This is a genomic window from Tahibacter sp. (assembly GCF_032229445.1).
In the GTDB taxonomy this organism is placed as follows: Bacteria; Pseudomonadota; Gammaproteobacteria; order Xanthomonadales; family Rhodanobacteraceae; genus Tahibacter.
This window is the reverse complement of the sequence record NZ_JAVTWC010000103.1, coordinates 103,914-129,558: the sequence shown is the minus strand read 5'-3', so window position 1 is coordinate 129,558 and position 25,645 is coordinate 103,914. Positions and strand designations below refer to the sequence as shown.

Below are 25,645 nucleotides of genomic sequence, written 5' to 3'. Positions count from 1 at the left end.
TCATACAAAATACAACTCCCTGTGTCCCGGCGTCAGTTCAGCCGATGACGGTCTGTACTCCGCTGCGTAATGAGCGACCCACCGCAAGAGTTCATCGCGATGGGTGTTGAGGAAGAAATGCCCGCCGTCAAAAATGTGCTGCTGGAAAGAAGCGGACGTCAGTTCGGACCACCGCGCGACACCGGCCTCGGGAAAATCGCTGTCGTGCCGTCCGGCAAACGCGACGATCGGCAGCGGCAGGGGCGGCTCCAGCGTGTGCTCGTAGGTATCGTTGATCATCAGGTCGGCCCGTAGCGTCGGCTCGACGAATTCCAGCAGCTCCGGCACCGCCAGCATTTCCTCGGGCATTCCGCCCATTTCGACGAGGCGCGCGAAGAACGCGTCGCGCGGCATGGCGAAAAAGGGTTCGCGGTCCATCGGCAGATGCGCCGCACTGCGCGCGGAGGCCATCAGCAGATAGGGTAGCGGCGCGCCGCGCCGGCGCTGTTCGCGCGCCGTTTCGAACGCCATCAACGCGCCGAGGCTGTGGCCGAAATACGCTACCGGACGCTTATCCGCCGACGCCAAGGTATCGGCGATGTGGGCAGACGCCTGGCGCGCATCGCACAGCGGTTCACTGTCGATCAGCGATTCGCGCCCTGGCAGGCGCACAATGCTGAGTTCAATGTCCGCAGGCAACCGGTCCAGCCAGCTATAGTAGACCGCGGCACCTCCTCCCGCATAGGGAAAGACCACCAGACGGCTCTTGGCCGCTGGATTGGGGCGCGGGTTGACCAGGTAGTGCGACGCCGGCGTCATCGGACCAGGGCTTGCTGTTGCTGCGCGCGCTTGGCATAGGAGGCGCGCAGCACCCGCTTGGCGATCTTTCCACCGTGGCGGCGGTACAGCCGGTGAGTCAGCCAGGCGACCCATCCCGGCACCGGGCGGTAAAAATCAACAATGAGCACAATGCGTTCGGCATTGGCCTCCTTGGTGACCTCGTGCTCATAGGTGGCATCCATCACGAATGCCTCACCTACGCGCCAATGCGCGGTAGCATCACCGACATTGATGAAGCACGCGCCGTGTTCCGGAACGACCAGCCCCAGATGTATGCGCAGCGTACCGTTCTCGGCATCACGGTGACGAGGGATCTGGTGCCGCTCCGGCGGCAAGCGCGAGAACATGATGCTGCACATGCCCGGCACGATCGATTCGGCCAACTTGACCGTTTCCGGAAAATGCTCGGCGACGTCCGGCATGCGTTCGCCATAGACAAGCAGGTGCAGCAGCTCCCAGCGATCCGTGCCGTATCGTGAGGTGCGACCCGGGTCGAGATCTTCCTTGTCCGGCATGCTCATGCCGCTTTGCACATAGCGCCGGAATTCCGCGTTCACCTGTTCATGCGCCGCCTCGAGCTGCGCCAGCCAAGGCAGTGCTTCGCTACGCCACAACGGACCGCGTCCGATCAGGGAAAATCGCTTGAGCAGCGGATCGACGTGCCGGAAATAGTTTTGCCACAGACGAGTCGTCACGCGTTGCATCCTGTTGTCGATGGGGACGTCATGCCTTCGGCACCTCGCTCAGGCGCGCGTAGGCCGATTGCAACATGGCCTTCGCCTGAAGACCGACATGCGCAGAATAAAAAAGCCGTTGTAGCCACGCTGCCCAGAACGGCAGCGGGTGTAGAAAGTCGGCGATCAGGATTATCCGTTCTTCATCCGCGTCCTTGCGCACCTCGTGCTCGTTGGCACCGACGTCCATCACGAATGCCTCGCCGACGCTCCACGCAAGCGGCTGGCCAGCGATCTCGATCTGACACACGCCCTGGCTGGGAACTTTTAGTCCCAGATGCAGGCGCAACGTGCCGGATTCGCCGTCACGATGGCGGGGAATATGTTTGCGTTCGGGTGGGAGGCGGGAAAACATCACGGTGCGGATATCAGGTATTTCCGAAAGAGCAGCCATTGTCTTCGGAAAATGGGGTGCAACCTGATCAATGCGTTCACCGCACAGCAGCAAATGCAGGAGTTCCCAGCGCTCAGGACCGTAGTGAGAGGTCGTGCCCGGCGCCAGATCTTCCTTGTCCGGAACGCGATGGCCGTCGCAAATCCAGTGATTGAATTCATCGCTGATATCCGCGTGGGCGCGTTCGACGACAGCAAGCCACGGCAGAGAGTCGCTGCGCCAGACCGGACCTGTGCCGATCGGCGACAACCGTTTCAACCGGGGGCTGACGTAGCTGAAATAAAGTGACGCTATGCGCTGCAGCATCAACTACGTTTCCGTCTTTCGCCGATCATTCTTCGACTCGGCTGCGCTGCGCGCGAGCCAACGCGGCATATTACACGACTTCGTAAACATAGTGCAGGTTGGCTGCTGCTACAGTCCGGACTGATGTTCAGGCCAGACAGCCGCGCCGCGCCACAGTCGTGGGTCGTCACGCCGTCTGCCCTGCCACGAATACCGCCGACGGCATATCGCCCCTCTCCGGCAATCGCGAGCGCACATGCGCCGCTATCGGCGCAATGTGATCCATGTCGAACAATTGGTGATGTTCACCGGTTATCCAGCGGACATCGACCGTACGGGTAAAAAATGCCTGCCATCCGAGATGCGGGACAGCGTTGCTGTCGCGATGAAAACCGGCATCGTCGATCCGCAGCAGATCGATGTCGCAGTGCAGCGTGGCCTGCGGGCGATAGGCGTTCTTCGCGACGTTGGTCAGGATGACCTCCAGCACCGCGCGACGAATCATCGCTTCGGCGCCCGGTGCCGCGCGCGACCAGTCGATACGCTCACCCACGGCCACAGCCTGTTCCTCGGGGCTAAGCAGGGCGATGTTCCGCGCCCAGTCCTCCCCGACGGACTGCATCGTTACCATCGCGGCCTGAGTCTCGATGAAATGACGCTGGTCGAGGAACCCGTCATCCACGCCGGGCGGATGACCGTCCACGATGATCAGGCGTGCCACGCATCGGCCGGCCGCTTCCAACTGCGCGGCGACCTCAAAGGCGATCATTCCACCGAAGCAGTAGCCCAACAGAATCAGCGGAGTTCCATCATCCACCGACTCGATCGCCGCACGGTACTCCGCTGCCATGGCTTCCACGGACCGGTGCGGAGGCAAGTCGTCGGGGCCAAAACGGCGCGACTGCAGAGCATGGATGGTCCCGCCCCCACCCAGCGCGTCGGCCAGCATCCGATAGCACTGAATACCGCCGCCGCCCGGATGGACGCACACCAGGGTCGACTGATCCCCTCCTCGTGCCAGCGTCACCAACGGTGACCACGCTGCCGTGCGTGCGTCCACGAGCTCGACCAGGTTCGCCACCGTCGGCGCGCGAACGAACTCGGCCAGGCTGACATGGCGTCCGAACCGCGCCCGTACGAGACTGACCAGTTGTACGGCCTGCAGCGAATCGCCACCGAGCACGCGAAAATCCGAGTCCGGCTCCACGGGCACGTTGCGGCCAAGCAGTTCTTTCCACAAAGCAATAACACGCTGCAGCGTCGACGCATCGTTCGAGGCCGCCTCGATGCGCGCACCGGCTGCACCTTGAGGATCGGGCGCGTCAGCGCCGCGCAACCATTGGCCCAGTCGCTCACCCAGCGAATGCCGCGAGATCAACCATTGTCCCGCGCCGCGACGAAGTGCAGCACGCAGTGCACGGACCGCCTCGTCGCCACTCAATCCGTGACGCGCAACGGATGCGCCGAAGGATTTTTCGGAATCGCCCCATGCGTCCCAGTTGAGTGCGAGCCAGCGCGTTCGCCCCTGCAACGGTCGGTTGCGGCACCAGGCGTCCTGGACGGCGTTAGCCGCTGCGTACCCGTAATGGCCGATGCCGCCGAGAACCGACGACATGGACGACATTACTGCCACGAACGACGGCGTCAACCGTGCGCACAGCGGATCCAGGTTCGCCAGCCCGTCGACTTTGGTCGCCAGCTCGCTGCGAATGTGCCGTTGATCGATCTCGTCGATCAGCCCCATGGCCCGCATGCCGGTCGTCGCCGCATAGACCACGCCATCCAGGGCGCCGAACCGGGATATGAGTGATTCCTGTAGGCGCTGCATGTCGCCAGGTTCGCCAGCGTCGCCGCGATAGCACACAACGCTGCAGCCCGCCTCCACCAACCGCCGCACCTGCGCATCGCGGTGCACAGCAGCCTCCTTCGCCAGCAATGTGCCCTCACACCGGGCCAGATCGGGCGCGGCGGCCAGCACCAGTCCGTCCATCGCCCCTTCCCGCGCCACCACGCGCGATAGCGCAAATCCGGCGTCCTGGAAGACGCGCAGCCATTGCTGGGCGCCCAGCAAAGGACCGTCGCCGCGTACATCGACGTCCTCGTAGCGCCACCAGTCGTTGGTAAGACCCCAGACCAGTTCAGTCCATGGCGTCCATTGAAGGGTTTCGACGAGCGCGAAAACGCCGCCGGGCGACAGCAGTGTCGACAGGCTCGCAATCGTGCGATCCAGGCGCGCTGCAATGTGCAGCACGTTGAAACCGAGGATGACGTCGAACTCGCCCACAGCAAAACCCTGCGCGCCGAGGTCGCTTTCGATATCCAGTACACGCGCGCAAATCCAGTCGTAGCCGTTTTCCGCCGCGAGCCGGCGCGCACCCTGGACGAAGCTCGGACCGATGTCGGTGAAGCAATAACTGACATCCAGTGTCTGCAGCGTCGGTGCCAGCTGGCGCGTGAGCGAGCCGTTGCCGCCGCCGATTTCGAGAATGCGCAGCGTTCTGCCGCCTGTTGCTGCGGCGAGCGTCGACAGTCCGTCGCGCAGCCGCTCGACGGCGTCGCGGAAATCGCCGTGCGCCGAGGGTCCGGGTGCCGTTTCGCGCAGAAACTGCGCCGATCCTTCCGGATACAGCACTGAGACACCGTTGCGCCGACCGGCAAGCACGTCGTCGAAATGCGCCGCGCAATGCACCAGCCGCGCGGCGGCACCGGCAAAATCCGCATGGGACGACACCAGTTCCATTTCGATCTGCGCAGGCACACCGGTGCTCAGTGCGGCGACGACGACGGTCTCCGCCTCCCGCACGACGACACCGCCCTCGTCCAGCACGCGCAGCATCGTGCCTGCTATCCGCCGCAAAGCGGGGGCTTCGCACAGCGCAGCGAGAAAATCGGCCAGCGGATACCGGCATCCCGGCTCGAAATTCTCGAGACGCTGCATCGCGTATGCCTGCACGAGCGCGACAGAAAGGCGGCTCAGCAGCGACTGCGCGGCGATGATTCCTGCGTGATGGGGTGAAGGCGCGGCGGCTTGTTCGCCGATCGCCGCTAGCCACGCGCTGGCGGCGACACGAGGACGTCGCAGATCGATCCGCTCCGCGCCGCAATCGGCCGCGACGGGATAGCGTCCCAGCAGAGCCAATTGCATCGGCATTTGCGCGCTGAGCGCGCTGGTTACGATCTGCCCGACCTTGCCGAGTCCGCCGATGACCAGGTAGCAGCCATCGGGACGAAAATCCGGCGCGACGACGGATTCGGGCGCGTAAGTCCGCACGTAGTCGCGCTGCATCCACTGCGTGGACAGCCACAGCTCGCGAAATGCCTCCGCGCCGTCGAGCGCCGCGGGAACGCGCTGCAAATCCGCGTCCTGGTCGACAATGACAAAACGCGCCTTCACGCCGGAAGCTTCCTGCGCAATCACCCGCAGTGCGCCGGATAGCGCCGCACGCGCGACACTCACTGCACCGTCTGCGCCGATGGACGGCGCCAGTACCGCCAATGCGTCGCTCGCGCCCCGAACCAGGTATCGCGTGAGCACCAGCAGAAACTCGAGGTCGTCCGCCCGTCCAGCGTCTGCCCTTAGCTGCCAGCCGTAGAGAATCCGGTGCGGTGCCACATTCTGCGCGGCCAATTGCGTTGCGAGCCGAATGACGTCATGGGCCGTGGCGCGCATGCGGACATCCGGCGCCGTCACGGCGAAGCCATCGTCACGCAGCACGCGGATGACCTCGTCGCCCTGACTGCGAAGCGCATCGCACAGGCTGCACAGACCTTCGTTGCTGCCGTCATCGAATACCAACCACAAGCTCGGTCCAGCTGGTCGCTCCGATGCAACCTCGCAGGGCTGCCACAGCGGCTGATAGATCCAGCCGGCGCACGCGTCCGACTGCGGCGCGTGATTCGGCACAGCACGGTCTATCCAGTATCGATGACGGTCAAAGACATATGCCGGCAGCCGCACACGCTGACGCCGCTCGGCAGCATGGAAGGCCGCCCAGTCCACGCTAGCACCTGCACACCAGGCAGCTGCAAGCCGCTGATAGGCGAACGACGCGACGCCCTGTGCGGGATCAGCAACATCCAGCACGCGCAGCGGCAAAGCATTCGCGCTGGCGTGCGCAAGGACGAGCCGGCTGAGGGTGCGTCCCGGACCGATCTCGATCACGGTTCGGACGCCGCGCGCAGACAGTGTCTCCAGTGAGCCTGCGAACAGTACCGGCTGTCGCGCATGTGCCAGCCAGTAATCGGCGACGGCAAGATCGCGCCCGGACTTCCAGGCGCGATCGACATTGCCGATCAGTGGCAGCTTCAGCGCGCCGAAGTGCACTGAAGCCAATGCCATACGCAGAGGTTCCAACGCCGGCTCGATCAGCGGCGAATGGAATGCACGGCTGACGCGCAGCCGGCGCGCCTGCCAACCTTCGTCCAGGGCGAGCCGCTCCGCGTTCGCGATGTTTGCCGGCGCACCAGCCAGTACCTGGTGCGAAGCACCGTTGCAGGCAGCGACGCTCGCACCGCAGCGTTGCGCCAATGCGTATGCCGCGTCCTCGGGACAGAACACCGCGAGCATCGCACCGGGCGGCGTTGCCTGCATCGCCACACCACGCGCGTGCACCACGCGCAGGGCGTCATCGAGCGTGAACACCCCGGCAATGCAGGAGGCGACGATCTCGCCAAGACTGTGCCCCATCACGCAGGAGGGGCGAATTCCCCAGGCTCCAAACAGGCGTATCTGCGCATAGGCAAAGACGAACAGCAGCGACTGCTGGTAATCCGTTTCTTCGAATCGCGGACGCAACGGTTCCGCAGTCCGCAACACGTCGCGCCAGAAGCCGGCGTAGTGCGTCGCATCGATGCTTTCCAGCACCTCGCGGCAGGCGTCGATCGCATCGCGATACACGCGTTCCCAGCTGTAGAGGGCGCGCAAGGCATCGACGCTGTTCTCGCCCTCTCCGGCGATGACGAAAGCGATTTCAGGCGCTCCGTCGACGGGAGCGGCCTCCTGGACCGCGCGCTGCAGTTGCAGCGTGACGGCCGCTGTCGCTGCGCCGACAGCAGCACAACGCAAGGCGTGCGCACTGCGGCCAACTGCGAGCGTATAGGCAATATCGGCCAGCGGGTCGGATGTCTCGCCCAGTACTGCAGCGAGGCGATCGACACCTGCCGCCAGCGACGTTGGCGATCGCGCGGAAATCAGGAGCACCGACGGACGCGCGCTCGGACCCGACGGCGTACGTGCGGGTGCTTCCTCGAGCACGACGTGGGCGTTGGTGCCGCCAATGCCGAACGCGCTTACGCCGGCCAGCCGTACGCCGCCGTCCGACGGCCACGGCAGAGTCGACCGCGGCGCGCGCAACGGGCCGTGAAGCAGATCAGTCTGCGCGGGAGAGCGTGCGAAATTGGCCAATGGTGGCAAGCACCGATGCGAGAGCACCAGCACCGACTTGATCAGGGCGGTAACGCCCGCAGCGGCGTTGAGATGGCCCGTGCTGGCCTTGAGCGCGCCGAGCGACAGCGGGCGATCGGCACGCCGCATGCCGAACACGGCTTGCAACGCATCCAGTTCCAGCGCGTCGCCCAATGCCGTACCCGTACCGTGTGTTTCCAGAAAACCGATCTGTTCGGGCTCCACGCCGGCGACAGCCAGCGCTTCGCTGATGACATCGACCTGACCATTGCGACTCGGTGCGGTGAATCCGACCTTCGCCGCGCCATCGTTGTTGACGGCCGTGCCGCGAATCACCGCGTGAATTGCGTCGCTGTCACGCAGCGCGTCGTCCAGTCGCTTGAGGATCACCGCCGCGGCGCCGCTGCCGGGAATCGTCCCGTCAGCGTCGGCGTCGAAGGGCCGGCAGCGTCCACTGCGGGAGTTGATGCCCCCCGCTTTGTGCACATAGCCAAATCGCTGCGCCAGTACCAGGGACGCGCCGCCGGCGACGGCAAGGTCGCATTCGCGGGCGAGCAGCGCGTTGACGGCTGAATGAACAGCCACCAGCGATCCAGAGCAGGCCGTGTTGATATTCAGCGCCGGGCCGCGCAGGTCGAACTTGTAGGCCAGATGCGTTGCGGGGAAGTCCTGCCCGTTCAATGTGCCCAGCAGCATGCCGCCGAGCACGTCGAAAAGTTCGGGCCGCGAGGCCAGATTGAGCAGGAAGTACTCGCTCTGATTGACCGCAAGATAGGTTCCCGTGCGCGCCGCCCCTGGCAACAGGCCGGCATCGTCGAAGGCGGACCACACTGTTTCGAACAACATCCGCCGCTGTGGGTCCATCACTTCGGCTTCGCGTTCGCTGAACCCGAAAAAATCCGCATCGAAGCAGTCGAAATCCGCGACCGGATTGACCAGCGGAACGAAGTCCTCGCGTGCAGCCAGCGCAGCCGGAACGTACGGACTGCGCGGCTTTTCCAGACGCGCCGACTGGCGCCCGTCGAGGATCAGTTGCCAGAACTGGTCGATGTCCGCAGCTCCGCTGCAGCGCACGGCCATGCCGACAATTGCGATGCGATCAGCACTCATGCGCGTCCTCCCCTGCCCTGCACGCGCGACTGCCGGCGTTGCGCTGCGCGATCACGGGCTGCATCCGGAACGACAGCGCCAGCCACTGTCCGCGGCGGAGCATCCAGCGCGGCAAGATGAGCGGCCAGCGCACGTACCGTGGGAAAGCGGAAAAGATCGACGACTTCCAGCACGCGGCCGCAGCGCTCTTCCAGTCGCGATTTGACCTGCATAAGGCGAAGCGAGCTTCCACCCGACTCGAAAAAGTTACGATTAAGGTCCTGCAGCGGCATGCCGATGACGTCCTGCCAGATCTCCTGCAGCATCTGCTGATAGACCGCCTGCTGCGGGCCGTTCACGTCAGTTGCGATCGCCTGGACGAACTCGACGGCGACGGCGTAGCGATTTCCGAACCGGTCGCTTCGAAGAACCGGCGGCATGGCGTCCTGAGGTTGCGCAGTGGTCACTTCCGCACTGACCTGCGGGTCGTGCAACGGCCCGACCAGATTTCGAAGAACGCGCAGATGCGCGCCATCCAGCCCGATCAGCAGCGACGCACGGCTACTCGACAACGCCCGATGCAGGGCGTGCAACGCGACTTCGGCATCCATCGCCAGGAAGCCACGGTGAGCACTCAGTGCCGATAGCGCGTTGCGACGGCTGAGACCAAGATCCTTCCATTGCGACCAGCCCAGATAGCGCACATCCAGCCGCGGGTCGCCGGCCAGGCAGTCAGCGATGCAGGATTGAGCAGCGCAGGCTGCCGCGTAAGCCGCGGCGCCGGTAGCTCCGAAATGGCTGTTGACCGATCCGAACAGGATCAGCGCACTGCGCCGATCCTCGCGACCATGACTGCGCAGCCACTGCGCCAACTGCACGGTGCCCTCGCGCTTGGCCCGTGTCAGCTGCTGGTAGCTCCGGTCATCGACCTCCGCGAGGGCCGCGCTCTCGAATTCGCCGGCAAGATGGAAGACGCCGTCGATAGGAGTGCGATCTGTCGCTACCGCGGCCAGCGCGGTGCGAAATCCTGCGGCGTCAGCGACATCGGCTACGACGAACTGGCACTGATCGCTGGCCGGCCACGCAGCCGGAATGGAACGGCCCACGCCGACGACACAGGCATTCCACTCCGACTGCAGCCATTGGCAGACCAATCGGCCCAGTGCACCGGCTGCACCGGTGACCACATACCGTCCGCCGTCGCGCAACGGCGATGCGGCATCGGTCGTGGCAAAGGTTTCGGCCGCAAGCCGCTGTACCTCGCGACGTCCGGCGCGAAAGCGCACAACCGGTTCGTCCGCACGGCTGGACCATTCGTCGAAGACCATCGTCAGCTGGCGCTCCAGCCCAGTGTCAGGCTCCGCGTCGACCCAGCAGGTCGAAGCCTGCGGCCGTTCCTGACGTACCGAACGCAGCATACCGGCGAGTGCACCGCAGATTGAAGCGCTCTCGACCCCAGCGTCTGCGGCGCGCCACAAACCGTGGCTGGTGACCAGCAATGCGGCGTTCGAATCCGGACCGAGCTGGCGCAGCACGGAAAGCACGTGGTGGTCCGCGGCAATCCCTGCATCCGTCGCCTCGGGCAGGATGACCAGCGCACCTGCTTGGGATGCGTCCATGACGTCCGATGATTCCACTGCGTCGGACGATCCCGCGCCACGGGCGGTCCAGCCTACGTCTCCACGGGCGGCGAGCCACAGGCAGGCACGTTCGGCCAGCGCAGCACTGCCCGCGTATACACGCCAGTGCCGAGGCGCTACCGGCAAGGCCGGCCGACCGGTCTGCACCACCCAGTGCGGAGCAAAGAACCAGGCGGGCAGCGCGCGAATTCCACTTTGCCCGCTGTTCGCATAGGCTATTTCAGCGGCGAACTGGCCGTCCGCCAGCCGCTTCTGCAGCAGTCCGCGCTGCGCCTTGCCGATCTGCGTTCGCGGAATGTCCTGTGCGCGGACCGGCACCACCAGCACATCGATCTGCAGCGCATCGCGCACGCGCTCGCGCACGCAGCGGAATGCGGTATCGGTTGCCATTGCGCCGGTCGGTACGACGAACACCGCCACCTGGTCTGAAACGGCGCCCGGCGGGCGGTAAGTCGTGACTGTAGTCTGCGCTGATTCGATACCGTCCACCTCGCCTACGGCGTGCTCGACGGCCTGGCAGGAAATGTTGCGCCCGTTGACGATCACAACGTCCTTGTCGCGGCCGACGATGCTCAACCCGCGCGAGTCCCAGCGCGCAAGGTCGCCGGTGCGGAACCAGCCGTCGGCGGTGAAGGATTCGTTCGTCGCCTCACCGAGGTAGCCTCGCAATACGTAGATTCCGCGAACTTGCAGTGCGCCAGCGCGGCCGAAAGGAACCGGAATGTCATCCCCATCCACGATGCGCGCGCGCAAGCCAGGAATCAGAGCGCCGACCGGCGCCGTCGCCGAACCACGGAAACCACCGGCACGCACATTGCGATCGATGACGGTCAATGAACAGGTCTCTGACATGCCCCAGGCCGGCTTGATCGCATCGGCTGCCATGCCGAACGGTGCGCAAAGCGCCAGCAGCCGTTCGGCCACCTCTGGCATGACTGCTTCGCCGGCGTTGATGACGAACCGCAGCGAAGACAGATCCCAGTGCCGGTCTGCGCAGGACGCAAGACGGGCGTTGAGCAGGGCAAAGGCGAAGTTCGGTGCCCAGCTCACACTGACGCGGTGTTGCTGGACCAGATCCAGCCAGCGCAGCGGTTCGGAAAGAATGTACTCTTTCGCAACGTGCACTTGCCGGCATGTCAGCTGCATGTCGCGCAGATGGAACATGACCAGCGCGCCAACATGATCCAGCGGCATCCAGTTGAGGCTGACGTCCGACGGCGACAAACCAAGCCCGCTACCTGATGCGTGGCCGTGGCTAATCAGCGCACGATGGGTTTGCGGCACCAGCTTAGGTAGGCGCGTGCTGCCCGACGTGAGCATGACCAGCGCGATCGCATCCGCGTCCACTGGGCCTTCGATATCCGACAGGCTGGTGGGCGTGGCATGGGCGTCGTGCATCAGGTCGACCACCACCGCGGCGTCGATCCGAATCGGATTACGCGGCGACGCAATCGTCAGCACCGCTCGCGCGTCGAGTCGCTGCACCAGTCCGGCAACGCGCGCGTGTTCGGCCGCGTCGGCGAGATCCTGCTGGGCGGCTCCCATGCACGGAACCGCGCGCGCGTAGACGCACGCCCAGAAGGCCTGGATGATGTCGAGCGGCTCGCGCCTGTGCACGATGACGCGATCACCGGCCAACACCCCTGCTTCGCGCAGCCATGCCGCATCACGGCAGGCGTGGGCATGCAGTGCGGCGTAACTGAGTTCGATGTTCCCGATCGTGCCGATGCATAGCAGCCCGCGTTCCGGAGCTTGCCGTGCGGCGCGCTGAAGCAATGCCCGCAAATCCAGCGGCACGCTATCCGGGACGACCAGCTCGCCACCATCGACCAGGGACGGCGCTGCATCAAGGTCCGGCGGCCCGACCCCCGATGGTGCCACGGAAGGTGGCGGCGCCAACATCACGGGCCGGCTCGACGCCGGAGCGGGACGAACACTGAGCGTAACGGTATCGACCCCGGCGCGATGCCGGAGCAAGCTGCCGGCCTGCGCCAGCTCATCATCATCAAGTACCGGACAGGACATCAGCCGATCGAGATCGAGATCGCCAGCAGCGTCGCGCGGCAGCCGCGGCAAAGGAACCAGGGACAACTTCAACCCGATCGCTTCACCACACTGCATCATGGCCGACAGCGCAGCCGCCATGTCGACACCTTCGCCCACAGCGTAGAAGACGCACACGCGGGAATTGCCTTCCTCGTCGGGCCGTGCGACGACCTGCAGCTCATGGACGAACGCGGCCAACGCCAGACTCCGCTGCAGCGCCGTCAGATCGACCCGTACGCCGTCGATGCAGGCGATACCGCCGTGGCGTGCCGCGATGGTGATGCGGCCGTCCGGCAGGCGACGCGCCCGGATCGGCAAGGAGCCGGCACCCGTGGCGATCCAACCGGCAGTACCCGCCGTCACGGCATTGCCCACGCTGTCCACGACGGTGCAGGGCTGCAGTTCGCGGTAGGCAGTAACGGCGGGGTCATTGCCCCGCTGCTGGACGGCAAACAGATCGATGGCGTCAGCGTCACATTCTTCGATGAACCAGAGCGTTCGCGTGTCGCCGTCAGCCGGTGCATGCCGGCCACTCGCGCCGAACATCAGCACAATCTGGTTTTGTGAAGCAACCGCGTCCAGCGCCATGCACAACTGCACGTCGGCCTGTGCGGCATCCTCCACGAAGCAGCCGGCGCTCAACAGGCTCAGCGCCACCGCCACATCGCTAAGGGATGACGCCGCTGGAGCAACACCGATACGCCGTCCGGGCCGGACCCCGATCAATGCCAGCAAGGCGCGCGCGCGCGGCAACGTGCGTTCCAGGCGCTGCCGTGTGAGGTGCAACGGCGCGAACCCGCAAGCGGTCTGCGACGCTGCCGGCAGATCCGCATAGCGCAGCGTCCCGTCACGTCCCGACCAGGCAATCAAGGCCGGCACAGCCTGCGCCAAGGCAGCGACGAGCCGCTCCACATCGTTCGTGCCATCGGCCGTGGCCGACAGGACGGCATTCTGCAGCCGCGCACGCTCGATCAGGTCGGCCCTGGCGGACGTCTCATGGGTTGTCATGCTGACGCTTCCTCCTGACCATCGAGCAATTTCTGCAGCTCCTCCAAGGTGAGAAAGTCCAGATCCGCAGCCAGGTCGTTGCTGCTGGCAACAGGCTGCGGGACTATCTGGGCCAACGCGATCTCGCCGACGCACAGGTCGCTCGCGTCACACAATTGACCGACCACGCAAGCAAGGCTGTCGGCGAGATGCTGCACCGAGGCCACGGCCAGGCGACGCCGATCAAATTCAATTTCCCCGCGATACCCGTCATCTGTCTCGCGTAGCGAGACGGTCAGGTCGAATTTGGGCGCAGAGCGGGGTCCCTCGCGCTTTTCGACGGCGATGCCCGGCAACTCGATGCGCTGCGCCGACATGTTCTGCAAGGTCAGCATTGTCTGGAACAGCGGGGCACGTCCGGGTTGGCGCTCGATATCCAGCGATTCGATGATGTCGGCTAGCGGCGTCCGGGAATGGTCGAGCGCGGCGAGCATGGTTTCGCGCAGGCGCTCCAGCAGCGCACCGCTGTGCTCCGTCGCATCCAGGCATACTCGGACAGGTAGGGTCTGCGCAAAAAAACCGATCAGCGGCTCTATGTCCGGGTGCGGTCGCTGGGCCACGGCTGAGCCGATGATGACATCGGCATCACCGCTGAACCGCTGCAGGACCAACGCATATGCTGCAAGCACGACCACGAACGGAGTAATCGCGCGAGCACGGCAGACCTGTGCGATCGCTGCGGTCAATTCCACCGGCCAGTGCACAGCGACGACGCCTGCCGTATTGGCTGCCGGCAACGCCGGTTCGCCATCGGTCCTGAGCGACAGCACGCCACGATGGCCGTGCAGTATTTCGCGCCAATAGCTAAGATCACGGCTCCTGCCGGCGCGCTGTGCCGGCGAATCCATCCAGGCCGCTACATCGGCGATCTGTACCGGCAAGATGGGCAGTCTCGCGGCGTCGCGCCGCAGCTGTGCGCGGTAGTGCGCGGCAATTTCCTGGATCAGCAGATTTATCGACCAGGCATCACTGGCGACATGGTGGATGTCGACATCCAGTTCGTGGGTTTCGCTGTCCCGCGTACTCAGACAGGCACGAAACGGAGGCTCGCTGTGCAGATCGAACGCCTGCTTCACGCATGCCACGTCGCCAGCAGCCCGGTGGACGACCTGAGCATCCAGGCGGTCCACGAGCACCTGCCTGGGCTGGCCGTCGACGAGGCGAAAGACACTGCGCAGCGATTCGTGCCGGTCGATCGTCGCACGCAGTGCCTGCAGCAACGCGTCCACAACCAGCGGACCTCGCAGCAGCAGCGAGAAATGGGTGCCGTAGGCGCGGTTCTGCTCCGGGTCCTGGCACAGATACCACAGACGCAGCTGATTCGGGGTCAGTACCACGCCCACGCGGCGCTGTGCTTCAGAAAGCGCCGGTATCGCGCCCTCCGCAGCGACCGTGCTCAGCGCGCGCACCGCCGCGGCCTGCCCGGCAGCGCTGCATTTTTTGTACAACGTCGCAAAAGACAGCTCGGCACCGAACGTTTGCCGCAAGCGAGTCGCCACCTGTCCCAGTTTCAGCGAATGTCCGCCCAGCGCGAAGAAATCGGCGTCGGGATCGGCGACGTCGCGTCCGAGCACATCGGACCAGATCGCCAGGATATCCCGTTCCAACGCGTCGGCGGCGCGAACAGGCGTTGACGACGGCTCGCTGTCGATTGCCGGCAATGCCGCAACGTCGAGCTTTCCATTGTGATTGCGCGGAAAATCCGCGACGAAACCGATCGCCGACGGCACCATGTGGTCCGGCAACCGCTGCGCAAGCCGATGACGGATCTCCTGCGCTAGCGCCTGGCCGGCCACATTGCCCGGCGCAGCGATCGCATAGGCGACGATGCGACGGTCCTCGCCGGTGCCGAGCATCAGTACGACCGCCTTCTCGATCAGGTCCAGCGCACCTAGCTGCGCCTCGATTTCGCCAAGTTCGATACGGAATCCACGCAGCTTGACCTGGCGATCGTTGCGACCGAGGCACTCCAGTTCGCCGTCATCGCGGTAGCGGCCGAGATCGCCGCTGCGGTAGTAGCGCAGTGACCTGTCGTCCCAGATCCGGGTGACGAAACGCTGCGCGGTCAGCTCCGGCCGATTGTGATATCCGATCGCGACGCCTTCGCCAGCGACCCAGATCTCGCCGGGTACGCCGACCGGTACGTCGCGGCCCTGCGCGTCGAGGATCCGAACCTGCAGATCGCCGATCGCACGACCGACCCGGCGGCACTCCGGCCGAATATCTTCGGCGACGATACGATAGAACGTCGTATGCACGGTCGTCTCGGTGATGCCGTAGAGGTTCCACAGCTGCGGCGCGGCCAGGCCGTGTCGCCCGGTCCAGGTCGACAGCGCCGCGAAATCCAGCGCTTCACCGGCGAAGATGATGTGCCGCAGGGCGAACTTCGCGACATCGCCGCGCTGCGCTTCGGCGCGCATCAGCGCCTCGAACGCCGTAGGCGTCTGATTGAGCACCGTTGCTCCGGTGGACTGCAGCACATCGATGCACGCCATTGGATCGCGGGTCATGGTCGCCGGCACCATCACCAGACAACCGCCGTGCAGCCAGGCGCCCCACATCTCCCACACCGACACGTCAAATGCATAGGAGTGGAACAGTGGCCATACGTCCTTTTCATCGAAGCCGAAAGCGTCACGGGTCGCGGCGAAAAGGCGCAGCACCGAGCGGTGCGACACCACGACGCCCTTGGGAATGCCCGTGGTTCCGGACGTGTAGATCACGTACGCCGCCTCGGCGCGATCGGCGGCGGGCACGGGTGCGCTCGCTTCCACCGGCGGTCCGGAATCATCCATCAGCACCAGCGAGCACGGTTCCTCCAGTCCTTGCGCATAGGCCGCCTCGGTGATCACGCACTGGCAGGCCGCATCGGCAACGATGAACCGGCGCCGCTCCAGCGGTGTCGCCGGATCCAGCGGTACGTATGTGGCACCGGCTCTCAAAGTGGCGAGCAGCGCGACGGCAAGCGAAACATCGCGATCGAGACAAATGCCGACCGGCTGTCCGGCGACGCCGAGCGCGCGCAGGCGGCGGGCCAACGCGTCCACCCTGGCATCGATCTGCGCATAGGAGTAGACCGCATCGGCGCAGCGGACGGCCGGGCGATCCGCATGCCGGGCGACCGTCGCGGCAAACGCGTCGGCAAGGTTCGACAGGTCAAGCGCGACCGGCGAGAACGCCAGCCGCCGCTGCAGCACCGCCTGTTCCTCAACGGTCAACAGACCGATCTCCGACTGACGTGACTGCATTGATGACGCGATGTTTTCGACGATCTGGCGCCAGTGCGCCGCGATGCGTTCGACGTCGCTGCGAAGGAAACGGTCGTCGCGTCCACGCACGCGCAGGCGCAGGCGCGGCCCGGGAATGGCCAGCGCCGTGAGGGGATAGTGCGTCCCTTCGTCGCTGATCACCTCTTCCACGGTCCAGCCTGCGTCCGACGGGGCACTGACGCCGTCGACGCGGTAGTTCTCGAACACCACGACCGAATCGAACAACGGCACGCCGGTGCCGAACGGGCTTTCCGCCTGGATCTGCGCCAGGGGCACGTAGGCGTGCTCCACGCTTCGCGCCTGCTGCGCGAACAGGTCCGTCACCAGCTGGGACACCGGCGCATCGTGCCTCACGCGGGCGCGCACCGGGATCGTGTTTATGAACAGGCCGACCATGCGATCGCTGCCCGGCAATTCCGGCGGCCGTCCCGCATGCGTCGCGCCGAACACCACCTCGTCGTTGCCGGTATAGCGATGCAGCAGGTAGGCCCAGGCCGCCTGCACGATCGCATTGACCGTGGTCTGCGACGTGCTGGCCGCGGCTTTCAGTACCGCCGTCATGGTTTCGTCCAGCACGACGGTAGCCGTGGAAACTGCGTCCGCCGGTACGACCGGAGCAGGCAGCGGCAGCCGCGTCGGCTCGTCGAGTCCCTGCAGCAGCGAACGCCAGTAGGCGTGCGACAGTTCATGCTCACGCGAGGCGAGCCAGTGCGCATAGTCCGCAAACTGCGGCGCGGGCGCCGCTACGAGCTGCGATCCGGCGTAGCACTGCAGCACATCGCCGAGCACGATCGGCAGGCTCCAGCCATCCAGCAGGACGTGGTGATAAGTCCATATCAGTTCTATCGCCTGCGCCGGCAACTGCGCGATCACGATTCGCATCAGCGGCGGCGCGGTCAGATCGAACCCGGTGGAACGCTGCGAAGTCCGCAGCGCTGCCAGGCATTGCGTCAGATCGGCCGGCGGATGGGCACGAAGGTCGACGCAGTCCCATGGCAGGTCGACCGCGTTCTGCGCCATGCAGCGCGGAACGCCGCTGTCTAGCGCGGAAAACGCCGCGCGCAGCGCATCGTGCCGCTGCAGGGTTTGCAGCCAGGCGGTGCGCAGCGCGCCCAGATCGATGTCGCCCGCCAGCCGCACCGACAACTGGTTGATGTAGACGCCGCGATGAGATTCGAGCTGGCTGTGCAGGACCATGCCGCGCTGCGTCGGCGTCGCCGGCCACTGGGCTACGCCGCCGGCGCCGGCCCGATATTCGATCGACGCCAGCAACGACTCCAACGCATCGGTGACGGCGTCGAGCAGTGCGGCAGCCGCGCGTTGGTCCATGCAGGTGCTCGCGTAGTCGAGCCCCAGCTGCAGTCCGTCGCGTCCGCCTGCGGCACTGATCAACAGGTCGCAGTCCCGCGGAGAGTCCGGATCGACCTTGACCCCGCTGGACCCGGCGCAGACACGCAACAGGCCAGGAACCGCTTCCTGCCGGCCGAACTCGCCGAAATAATTCAACCCGACGCGCGGCTCCGCGAATTCACGCAATTCGGGGCACTGTGCCAGGTAGCGCAACACACCGTAGCCGACGCCGCCGTTGGGAACGGCGCGCCACTGCGCGGCGATGCTCTCCGCGACCCCGATCGGATTGTCGCCACCTGCCGCCAGCCGCAATGGAAACAGCGCAGTGAGCCAACCCGGCGCCGATGCCAGATCCAGTGTGTCGTCATCGCGTCCATGCGTTTCCATGCGAATCGTGACGTCACTGCAGCCGGTCTGCGCGCGCAGCGCGATGTAGACCGCCGCCAGCAGAATTTCATGACGGCTCAGGCCGGCGACGAGGAATGCTGCATCAGCCACACGCGACCAGCGTGCGCAGGTGGCCGTGTGATGCTTCGACTCGCGGCGCGGGCAGGCCTGGAAGTCCGCTACCGGCTGCACCGCGGACAGCTGTTCACGCCAGTAACCCAGTTCCGGCAGATAGCTACCCTGCTCCGCCGCGGCCTGCAGCTGCCGCGCCCTCGCATTGACGATGCCCGGCGATCCACCGACCTGAGTTCCCAGGCCCGATTGAACGGCCCTGTAGGCCGCCTCGAGATCGCGCAGCAGGCCATCCCACGACACCGCGTCGATCACCAGATGATGCGCGACCAGCAGCACGCGGCCCGGCGCAGCGCCGCAGTCGAGGTAGGCTGATCGGAACGTCACGCCGCGGCGGATATCCAATGATCGCTGCAGGCTTTCGGCGAGATCCGCCAGAACCTCGTCCCGGCCGCTCTCGTCGCTGACCCGTGCCAACAGCACGCGGTCTGCCGCGTCGACGGGCGAATCGGCATAGGACGCCGTTCGGGTTGCATCGCGTGGATCAAAGCGCAGGCGGAATACGTCGTGCGCGGAAAGCACGGCCACGACAGCGTCCTGCCACGTGGAGCCCTGGAATTGCGCCGGAACCTCCAGCAACAGCGACTGGTTGAAATGGTCGCGGTTATGTACCGCCTGTTCGAACCACCATGCCTGTGCCGGTAGCCAGGGCTGGCTGCCCTCCGCGCGCTGCAGCACCATCGCATTGCCGCCGTGTTGCGCCATCGCGGCGATCGTCGGATCGCGATAGAAATCCCGCAGCGATATCGGATATCCCGCCTGGGCACTCAGCGCGATCACACGCAGCGCAAGGATCGAATCGCCGCCGAGTTCAAAGAAATTGTCGTTGACGCCTATACCGCTGCGACGCAGTGCGACTTCCCAGGCACGCACGATGGCATGTTCGGCTTCGGAACCCGGTTCCACATAGCTCGTCCGCGCGAAATCGCCGTCGCCAGGTTCAGGAAGCCGCGACCGATCCAGTTTGCTGTTGGAACCCGTAGGCATGCGCTCCAGGCGCACATAGGCGTGCGGAACCATGTAGCCGGGCACCAACGCACTGACGTGGCGGCGCAATGCGGCAGGCGATAGGTGCGGCGCGTGCGCATCATTGACGAAATAGGCGACGAGACGGGGTTCAGCGCCGCCCGGCGTTGCGCGCAGTACGACGACGACGTCGGAAATACCGCCGTGTGCGGCGATCGCGGCTTCGATATCACCGAGTTCCACGCGATAACCGCGAATCTTCACCTGGTTGTCGATGCGCCCGAGTATCTCTATCGTGCCGTCGGGCAGGAATCGCGCCGCATCGCCGGTTCGGTAAAGGCGTTCATTCAGCAATGCATGGAGAAAGAACTGCTTTTCAGTCCGCTCGGGATCACCCCGATAACCGCGCGAAAGGCCAATGCCGCCAATATGCAGCTGCCCGGTGACGCCGGGCGCCGCCAACCGATCCGACGCATCGAGCACGTACATCGTCTGATTGGCCATCGGGCGGCCGTAGGGCACGCTGCGCCAGCCGGTGGTGTCCACGCTGATCGGATGTATCACCGACCAGATCGCCGCCTCGGTCGCGCCGCCCAGACTGGTGACTTCGGCGCCGAACTGCGCTTTCAGCCGCGCAGGCAACGCCGGCGGAATACGGTCCCCCGACAGCAGGAAATGTCGCAGCGACGACGGTTCGCTCACTGCGCTGCCGGCGGCGTCAAGCAGGATCTGCGCCGCCATAGGCACGCCGTTCCACACCGTGACCGAATGCGCGCGCACGCAGTCCAGCCAGTGCGTTGGATCGTTCGATTGCCGATCGGACAGCATGACGACACAGGCGCCGGCCGCCAGCGCGCCGAATACGTCATAGACGGACAGATCGAACGTCAGCGACGACACGGAAAGTATGCGATCGCGCGGGGACAGGCCGATCCGGGTGTTGATGTCCATCAAGGTGTTGACGACCGCCGCATGGGTCATCTCCACGCCTTTCGGGCGTCCGGTCGAGCCGGATGTGTAGATCACATAGGCCAGCTGATCCGGTTGCTGGCGGCGTGGCGGTACGTGTATCTGCGACGTTGCTGCGGACGGCGGCCCGTCGAAAACGTGTGCAACGTCCGCCATCAGCGCACGATCGGCGATCGCGTAGCGGATTTGCGCTTCGGCAATGACCGCATCGCGCCGTGCCTGCGGCCATGACGGCTCGATCGGCACGTACGCGCCGCCCGCCAGCAGAACGCCCAGCGTGGCGACGACCTGGCCGCGACCACGCGGCAGCGCCACGGCGACGAGAACTTCGGGCCCTACACCGGCTGCAACAAGCGCGTGCGCGAGCACGCACGACTGCGCCAGGAGTTCGCCGTAAGTCAGCATCCCCGCATCGTCGATGACCGCGGGCGCTGCCGGCGATAGCTTCACCTGGTGCAGGAACATCTCGTGCATGCAGCGATCGAGATCCCAGGAACGCGCGGTGGCATTCCATTCGTCCACGATGCGGGTACGCAGCGCGTCGCGAACCAGATCGATCGGCGCGTCGACGCCGAGCATGCCGCGCAGTGCGTTTTGCATCAGCTCACTGAACGATTCGGCCTGCTCATGTTCGAAACGCGACGGATCGAAGGCGAGATGCAGGGTCGCCCCCTTGCCACGGCGATCCATCAGTACGTTGACCGTCAGCGCGAATTCGTTGAGGTTGTACAGTGCGGATTCGCTGCTCGGCATCACGTCATCGGCAACGCCGACCACGTCGGTGAAGTCGTTGAAATTGAAATAATGTTCAAACAGCGCCGCACCGCCAACGAGGCGCTGGACCTCAATCAGTGGTGTGTGCCGGTGCGGCCACAATGCGACCTCGACCGCATGCGCCGCATCGATCAGCCCTCCCCAGCTAGCCGCGTCCGTGTCTATCCGCACCGGCAACGTGGTGACGTACAACCCCAACGCCTGGGCCGAGACCGCGTGCATGTCGCGTCGATGCGTGCAGTAACCTGTATAGAGGATTGATCGACCGCAAAGTCTGGCTACTGCGACCGCGTAGGCGGCAAACATGACGGCCTTCACCGCCACGCGTCGCGTGCTTGCCACTGCGCGCAAGGCCTCGACCAGATCGGCTTCGAGGTCCACACGCATCATCGGTAGCTGCGGCGTTGTTTCGCCAGCACGGACGCCGCTGCCAGGCAACGTCGGCAGCTGGCACGCGACGAAATCAGCAGCAAACGTCGACCAGTAGGCGCGCGTCGCGACATTCTCAAGCGCGGCACGTTCCGACGCCACCAATGCGGCCATGTTCGGCGTCGGTGCCGACGGCACGGCAACGCTGCCTGCAGCCGCGCGCGGTCCCGCTTGAGCGAACAGGGCGGCGACGCTCCAGCCGTCCAGAATGGCGTGATGGGCGGTCCAGATGATTTCCGTCAGGGCGTCTTCACAACGCACGACGTCGATGCGAAACAACGGCGCTCGGTCCAACGGCAATGATACGTTTCGCCGCGCAGACATGAGCGCGTCGCGCTGGCGCGATCGTTCTGCTGGTGTCGACGCGCGCAAATCCAGGCATTCGATGGAAATGTCGACCTGTGAATGCACGAGTTGATGTTTCGCCCAGTGTCCGTCCCAATGCAGGCTGGTGCGCAGCACCGGATGCGCCGCGACGACACGGGCCACGTCCTCGCGCAAGCGAACCTCGTCAAAATCCCCATGTATGCGTCGGGAACGAACGATCAGGTAGCGCGGCGCGGCCGCGTCCAGCAATGTGCTGGTGATCATCGCCTCCTGCATCGCCGTCAGCGGATAGACATCCTCCACACCGGCGGGCCAACCGTCCGGGGCGGCAACTGTCGCCAGCGCAAAGGGAGCTGGATTGGCATGCGACTCTTCATGGGTCTGCGTGCCGGTATCGATGATCGCAGCCAGATCTGCCAGTCGTGGCGTCTGCAGCATTTGCGCAGGACTCACGATCACACCCTGGCGCGCCGCCGCTGTCGCGACGAAGATCGTACGAAGCGAGTTGCCGCCGAGGGAGAAGAAATCCGCATCGCGGCCAATCGGATCGACGCCGAGCACACTGCTCCAGATCGCGGCAAGCGCCGATTCTGTCGCCGTGCGCGGCGGATCATAGCTGAGGCCAGCACTGCTGTCCGGCCACGGCAACGCATCGCGATCAATCTTGCCGTTGGGCTTCAATGCTATCGAATCGACCCGCAGTGCACGAAACGGAACCATGTGCTCGGGCAATTGCTGCCGAAGCGCACCCAGGATGGAGGCTTCGTCGAAGCGCTCGGCGGGCATGACGACATAGGCGCACAGCAACGTGTTTCCCGGCTCGCCGGACAGTGCGCGAACGGCGGCATGGCTCACCGAAGGAGTGCAACGCAGCGCCGCTTCGACCTCACCCAACTCGACACGATAGCCACGTATCTTGACCTGGTCATCGGCACGGCCGAGAAACTCGTAGGCGCCATCGGCACGCCGTCGTACCCGATCGCCGGTGCGGTAATTGCGTTCGCTGCCGCCGACGTAGCCACCGTCGCCGACATCTCCGCAATACCCTTGCCCGACGGTCGGACCGCGGATGACCAGCTCACCGACGGCGCCCGTGGACTGTTCGGCACCGCCACGGCCCATCACGCGCAGGGCGACGCCGGGCAAGGGCCTGCCGATCGGCACGCGTGCCCCGGCAGGAACGGCGTCAAGCTCGTGAACACAGGCCGAAACGCTGCATTCGCTGGGCCCATAGGAATTGACGATGCGGCATTTGCCAAGATGGTCGGCCAGCGCGCTGATCGTCGACGGCACCAGCGGTTCGCCGGCCAGGATCAGTATCTGGCGCGGCTGCGGCGTGCCAAACGTGTCGCGCTGGTACAACGAGAGATAGTGGCTCGGCGTGAATTTCGCCACGTCGATGGGGTTTTTCTGCAGATAGCGCGCGTACTTCGCCGCGTCGCGACTGGTTTCACTGTCGATCAGGTGCAGCGTCCCGCCCGTAGCGAGCGCCAGAAACACGTTGCCCAGGCCGATATCCGTGGACGGGTGCGTGGAGATACCGAACGTCCAGCCCGCAACGAACGTGAATCGCCGTGTCATTGCTTCGACGAAATGCGCCAGGTTGGCGTGACTGATCATCACGCCCTTTGGCGTACCGGTAGAACCGGACGTATGCACGATGTAGGCGGTGCTGCAGCGGGCTGGTGCAACCAACGCCTGCGCCGGAGACGCTACCGCAAGGACCACGGTTTCAAGATCGAGCACAATGCAGCCCGCAGGGGCATCAACTGACGCGTGCGCGCCGGACGTCACCAAGCAGTGCGCGCCGCTGCCACGAATCATTTGCTGCAGCCGCGATGCAGGTATTGCCGGATCGACGGGCACGAACGCAGCCCCTAATCGGAACACCGCCAGCAACGCTGCAACGAGGGACGCCGTGCTGGGCAGCGCGACCACGACGCGGCAGCCGGCCGTGACTCCCAGCCCCGCCAAAGCCTGCGACAATGCCTCGGCCTGGGTATTGAGTTCCGCGTAGTTCCAGCGCGTGGTGCTGTCCACCACGGCAAGTCTTTCGGGGTTCGCCGCCAACTGCGCCGCAAACAGCTCAGGCAGCAATGCAGGTGATTCGGCAGATCCCGCATCGCTGGCCGCCGAATCCTGCAGTGGGATGGCAATGGCCGCCGCCGGATGATCGGGGCAATCCCGCGCCGCCGCAGCCAGGACCATGAACGCGTCAGCGAGCGCCTGGATGGTTTGCGCATCGAAAAGACGTGCGTCGAAGTCCCAGCACAGTTCTACGCCGACTTCATCACGACGCGCGACGAGCGAGATGTCGAACTTTGGCGCGCGGAGCGGGAGAAGATCGGCGGGCAGCGGCGTAAGTCGCGTGTTTTCCAGCTGCAGTACGCGAGTGCCGCCTTCCTGGTACGAGAAGAACAGCTGAAACAGCGGGTGGACCTGGGGGTCCCGGGCAATGCCGAGATGATCGACGATCACATCCAGCGGCAGATTCTGATTGGCCATCGCGGCCAGGACCACCGCGCGGACCTGTGCAATCACGTCGCGCAGCGAAGCGTCCGCAGAGAACGCAATGCGTGCCGGCAACGCCGTAACCAGATAGCCGATCAACCCCTGCAGCTCGGGTCGCTGTCGATTGGCGCTGGCAAAACCGACGATCACCTCTTCGGTATCCGCAAAGCGCGACAGCGCCATGGCGTAGAGCGCCAGCAGCGCGTGGAACGGCGTCGCAGCGGCGGTGCGAGCCAGCCGCTGCAGCGCAAGGAACATGTCGGCGTCCATGCGCTGGGTGACACGACCGCCGGTGGCTGCGACTCCCGCCTGCCTCGGCCGATCGGTCGGCAGTCCGTGCAGGGCGGGAATACCGATCAGCGTCTTACGCCAGGCTGCCTTGAGGCGATCGCCCTCGGCTCCCTGGATAAGGGCCCGTTGCCAGCGGGAAAAATCCGCATACTGGACAGGAAGGAGCGGCAGTGAGGTTGCATCGCCGCGTACCGCACGCCCATAGGCCTCGCCGAGCTCCGCTGCGACGATGTTCTGCGACCAGGCGTCGCCGATCGCGTGATGCATGATCGCCAGCGCAACATAGGTATCGTGGCCGAGCTTCACCAGCAACGCCCGCGCCAGAGGTGCTACAGACAGGTCGAACGTGCGATTGCATTCGTCGGCTACGAGATGGCGCAGATCCCGCTCGACATCCTCGGCATGCGTCAGGTCGACAATCGCGAGCGGCAGGTCGGCCGCGGGAAGTATCTGCTGCACCAGCTCGCCATCGAAGTGGATCAACTGGGTGCGCAACACCTCGTGGCGATCCGTGAGCAGCGACAAAGCCGCACGAAAGGCGGGCAACGAAAAGTCGCCCTGGATACGGAATCCCGCCGCGATATTGTAGGCCGGAGAGCGCGCAACAGTCTGCGCGAACCACAGGGCACGCTGACCTTCCGACGCCGGACAGCGGCTGACAGGGTCGCGTACGAGCGGCACGCCGGCTTCATTGGCAACAGCGCGTTGACGCAGCAACGCCTGGATCTTCTGCTTGGTCTCAGTCGTCACGGCATCCAATCACTTGTTCGTCCGGATCACGG

General features: G+C 65.1%; 7 protein-coding genes. 1 reads left to right on the top strand and 6 read right to left on the bottom strand.

What is annotated here, in order from left to right; all coding sequences use genetic code 11:
- The 4 genes from RUU78_RS18290 to RUU78_RS18275 form a co-directional block, all read right to left on the bottom strand.
- Entirely contained in the window at nucleotides 1-798 is a 798-nt protein-coding gene (locus RUU78_RS18290) for an alpha/beta fold hydrolase (RefSeq protein WP_313918920.1), read from the bottom strand.
- On the bottom strand, nucleotides 795-1,523 hold the full coding sequence (locus RUU78_RS18285) for an aspartyl/asparaginyl beta-hydroxylase domain-containing protein (protein ID WP_313918918.1): 729 nt from the start codon (nucleotides 1,521-1,523) through the stop codon (nucleotides 795-797). The genes RUU78_RS18290 and RUU78_RS18285 overlap by 4 nt, the downstream gene beginning before the upstream one ends.
- A 19-nt stretch (nucleotides 1,524-1,542) precedes the next feature.
- Entirely contained in the window at nucleotides 1,543-2,253 is a 711-nt protein-coding gene (locus RUU78_RS18280; RefSeq protein WP_313918916.1) for an aspartyl/asparaginyl beta-hydroxylase domain-containing protein, read from the bottom strand.
- 166 nt (nucleotides 2,254-2,419) lie between these two features.
- Nucleotides 2,420-6,328, bottom strand: coding sequence for a thioesterase domain-containing protein (locus RUU78_RS18275; RefSeq protein WP_313918914.1), 3,909 nt, complete (start codon nucleotides 6,326-6,328; stop codon nucleotides 2,420-2,422).
- A 279-nt stretch (nucleotides 6,329-6,607) separates the two neighbouring features.
- Between RUU78_RS18275 and RUU78_RS18270 the strand changes: the two genes are divergently transcribed.
- A complete protein-coding gene (locus RUU78_RS18270; protein ID WP_313918913.1) occupies nucleotides 6,608-8,209 on the top strand; it encodes a hypothetical protein in 1,602 nt (533 codons plus the stop codon).
- 533 nt (nucleotides 8,210-8,742) lie between these two features.
- Here the strand turns inward: RUU78_RS18270 and RUU78_RS18265 are convergent.
- Both RUU78_RS18265 and RUU78_RS18260 read right to left on the bottom strand, forming a co-directional pair.
- The gene (locus tag RUU78_RS18265) at nucleotides 8,743-13,419 is read right to left on the bottom strand and encodes an SDR family NAD(P)-dependent oxidoreductase (RefSeq protein ID WP_313918911.1); all 4,677 of its coding nucleotides are present in this window, start codon (nucleotides 13,417-13,419) and stop codon (nucleotides 8,743-8,745) included.
- Nucleotides 13,416-25,613, bottom strand: coding sequence for a non-ribosomal peptide synthetase (locus tag RUU78_RS18260; RefSeq protein WP_313918910.1), 12,198 nt, complete (start codon nucleotides 25,611-25,613; stop codon nucleotides 13,416-13,418). The genes RUU78_RS18265 and RUU78_RS18260 overlap by 4 nt, the downstream gene beginning before the upstream one ends.
- Nucleotides 25,614-25,645 lie beyond the last annotated feature (32 nt).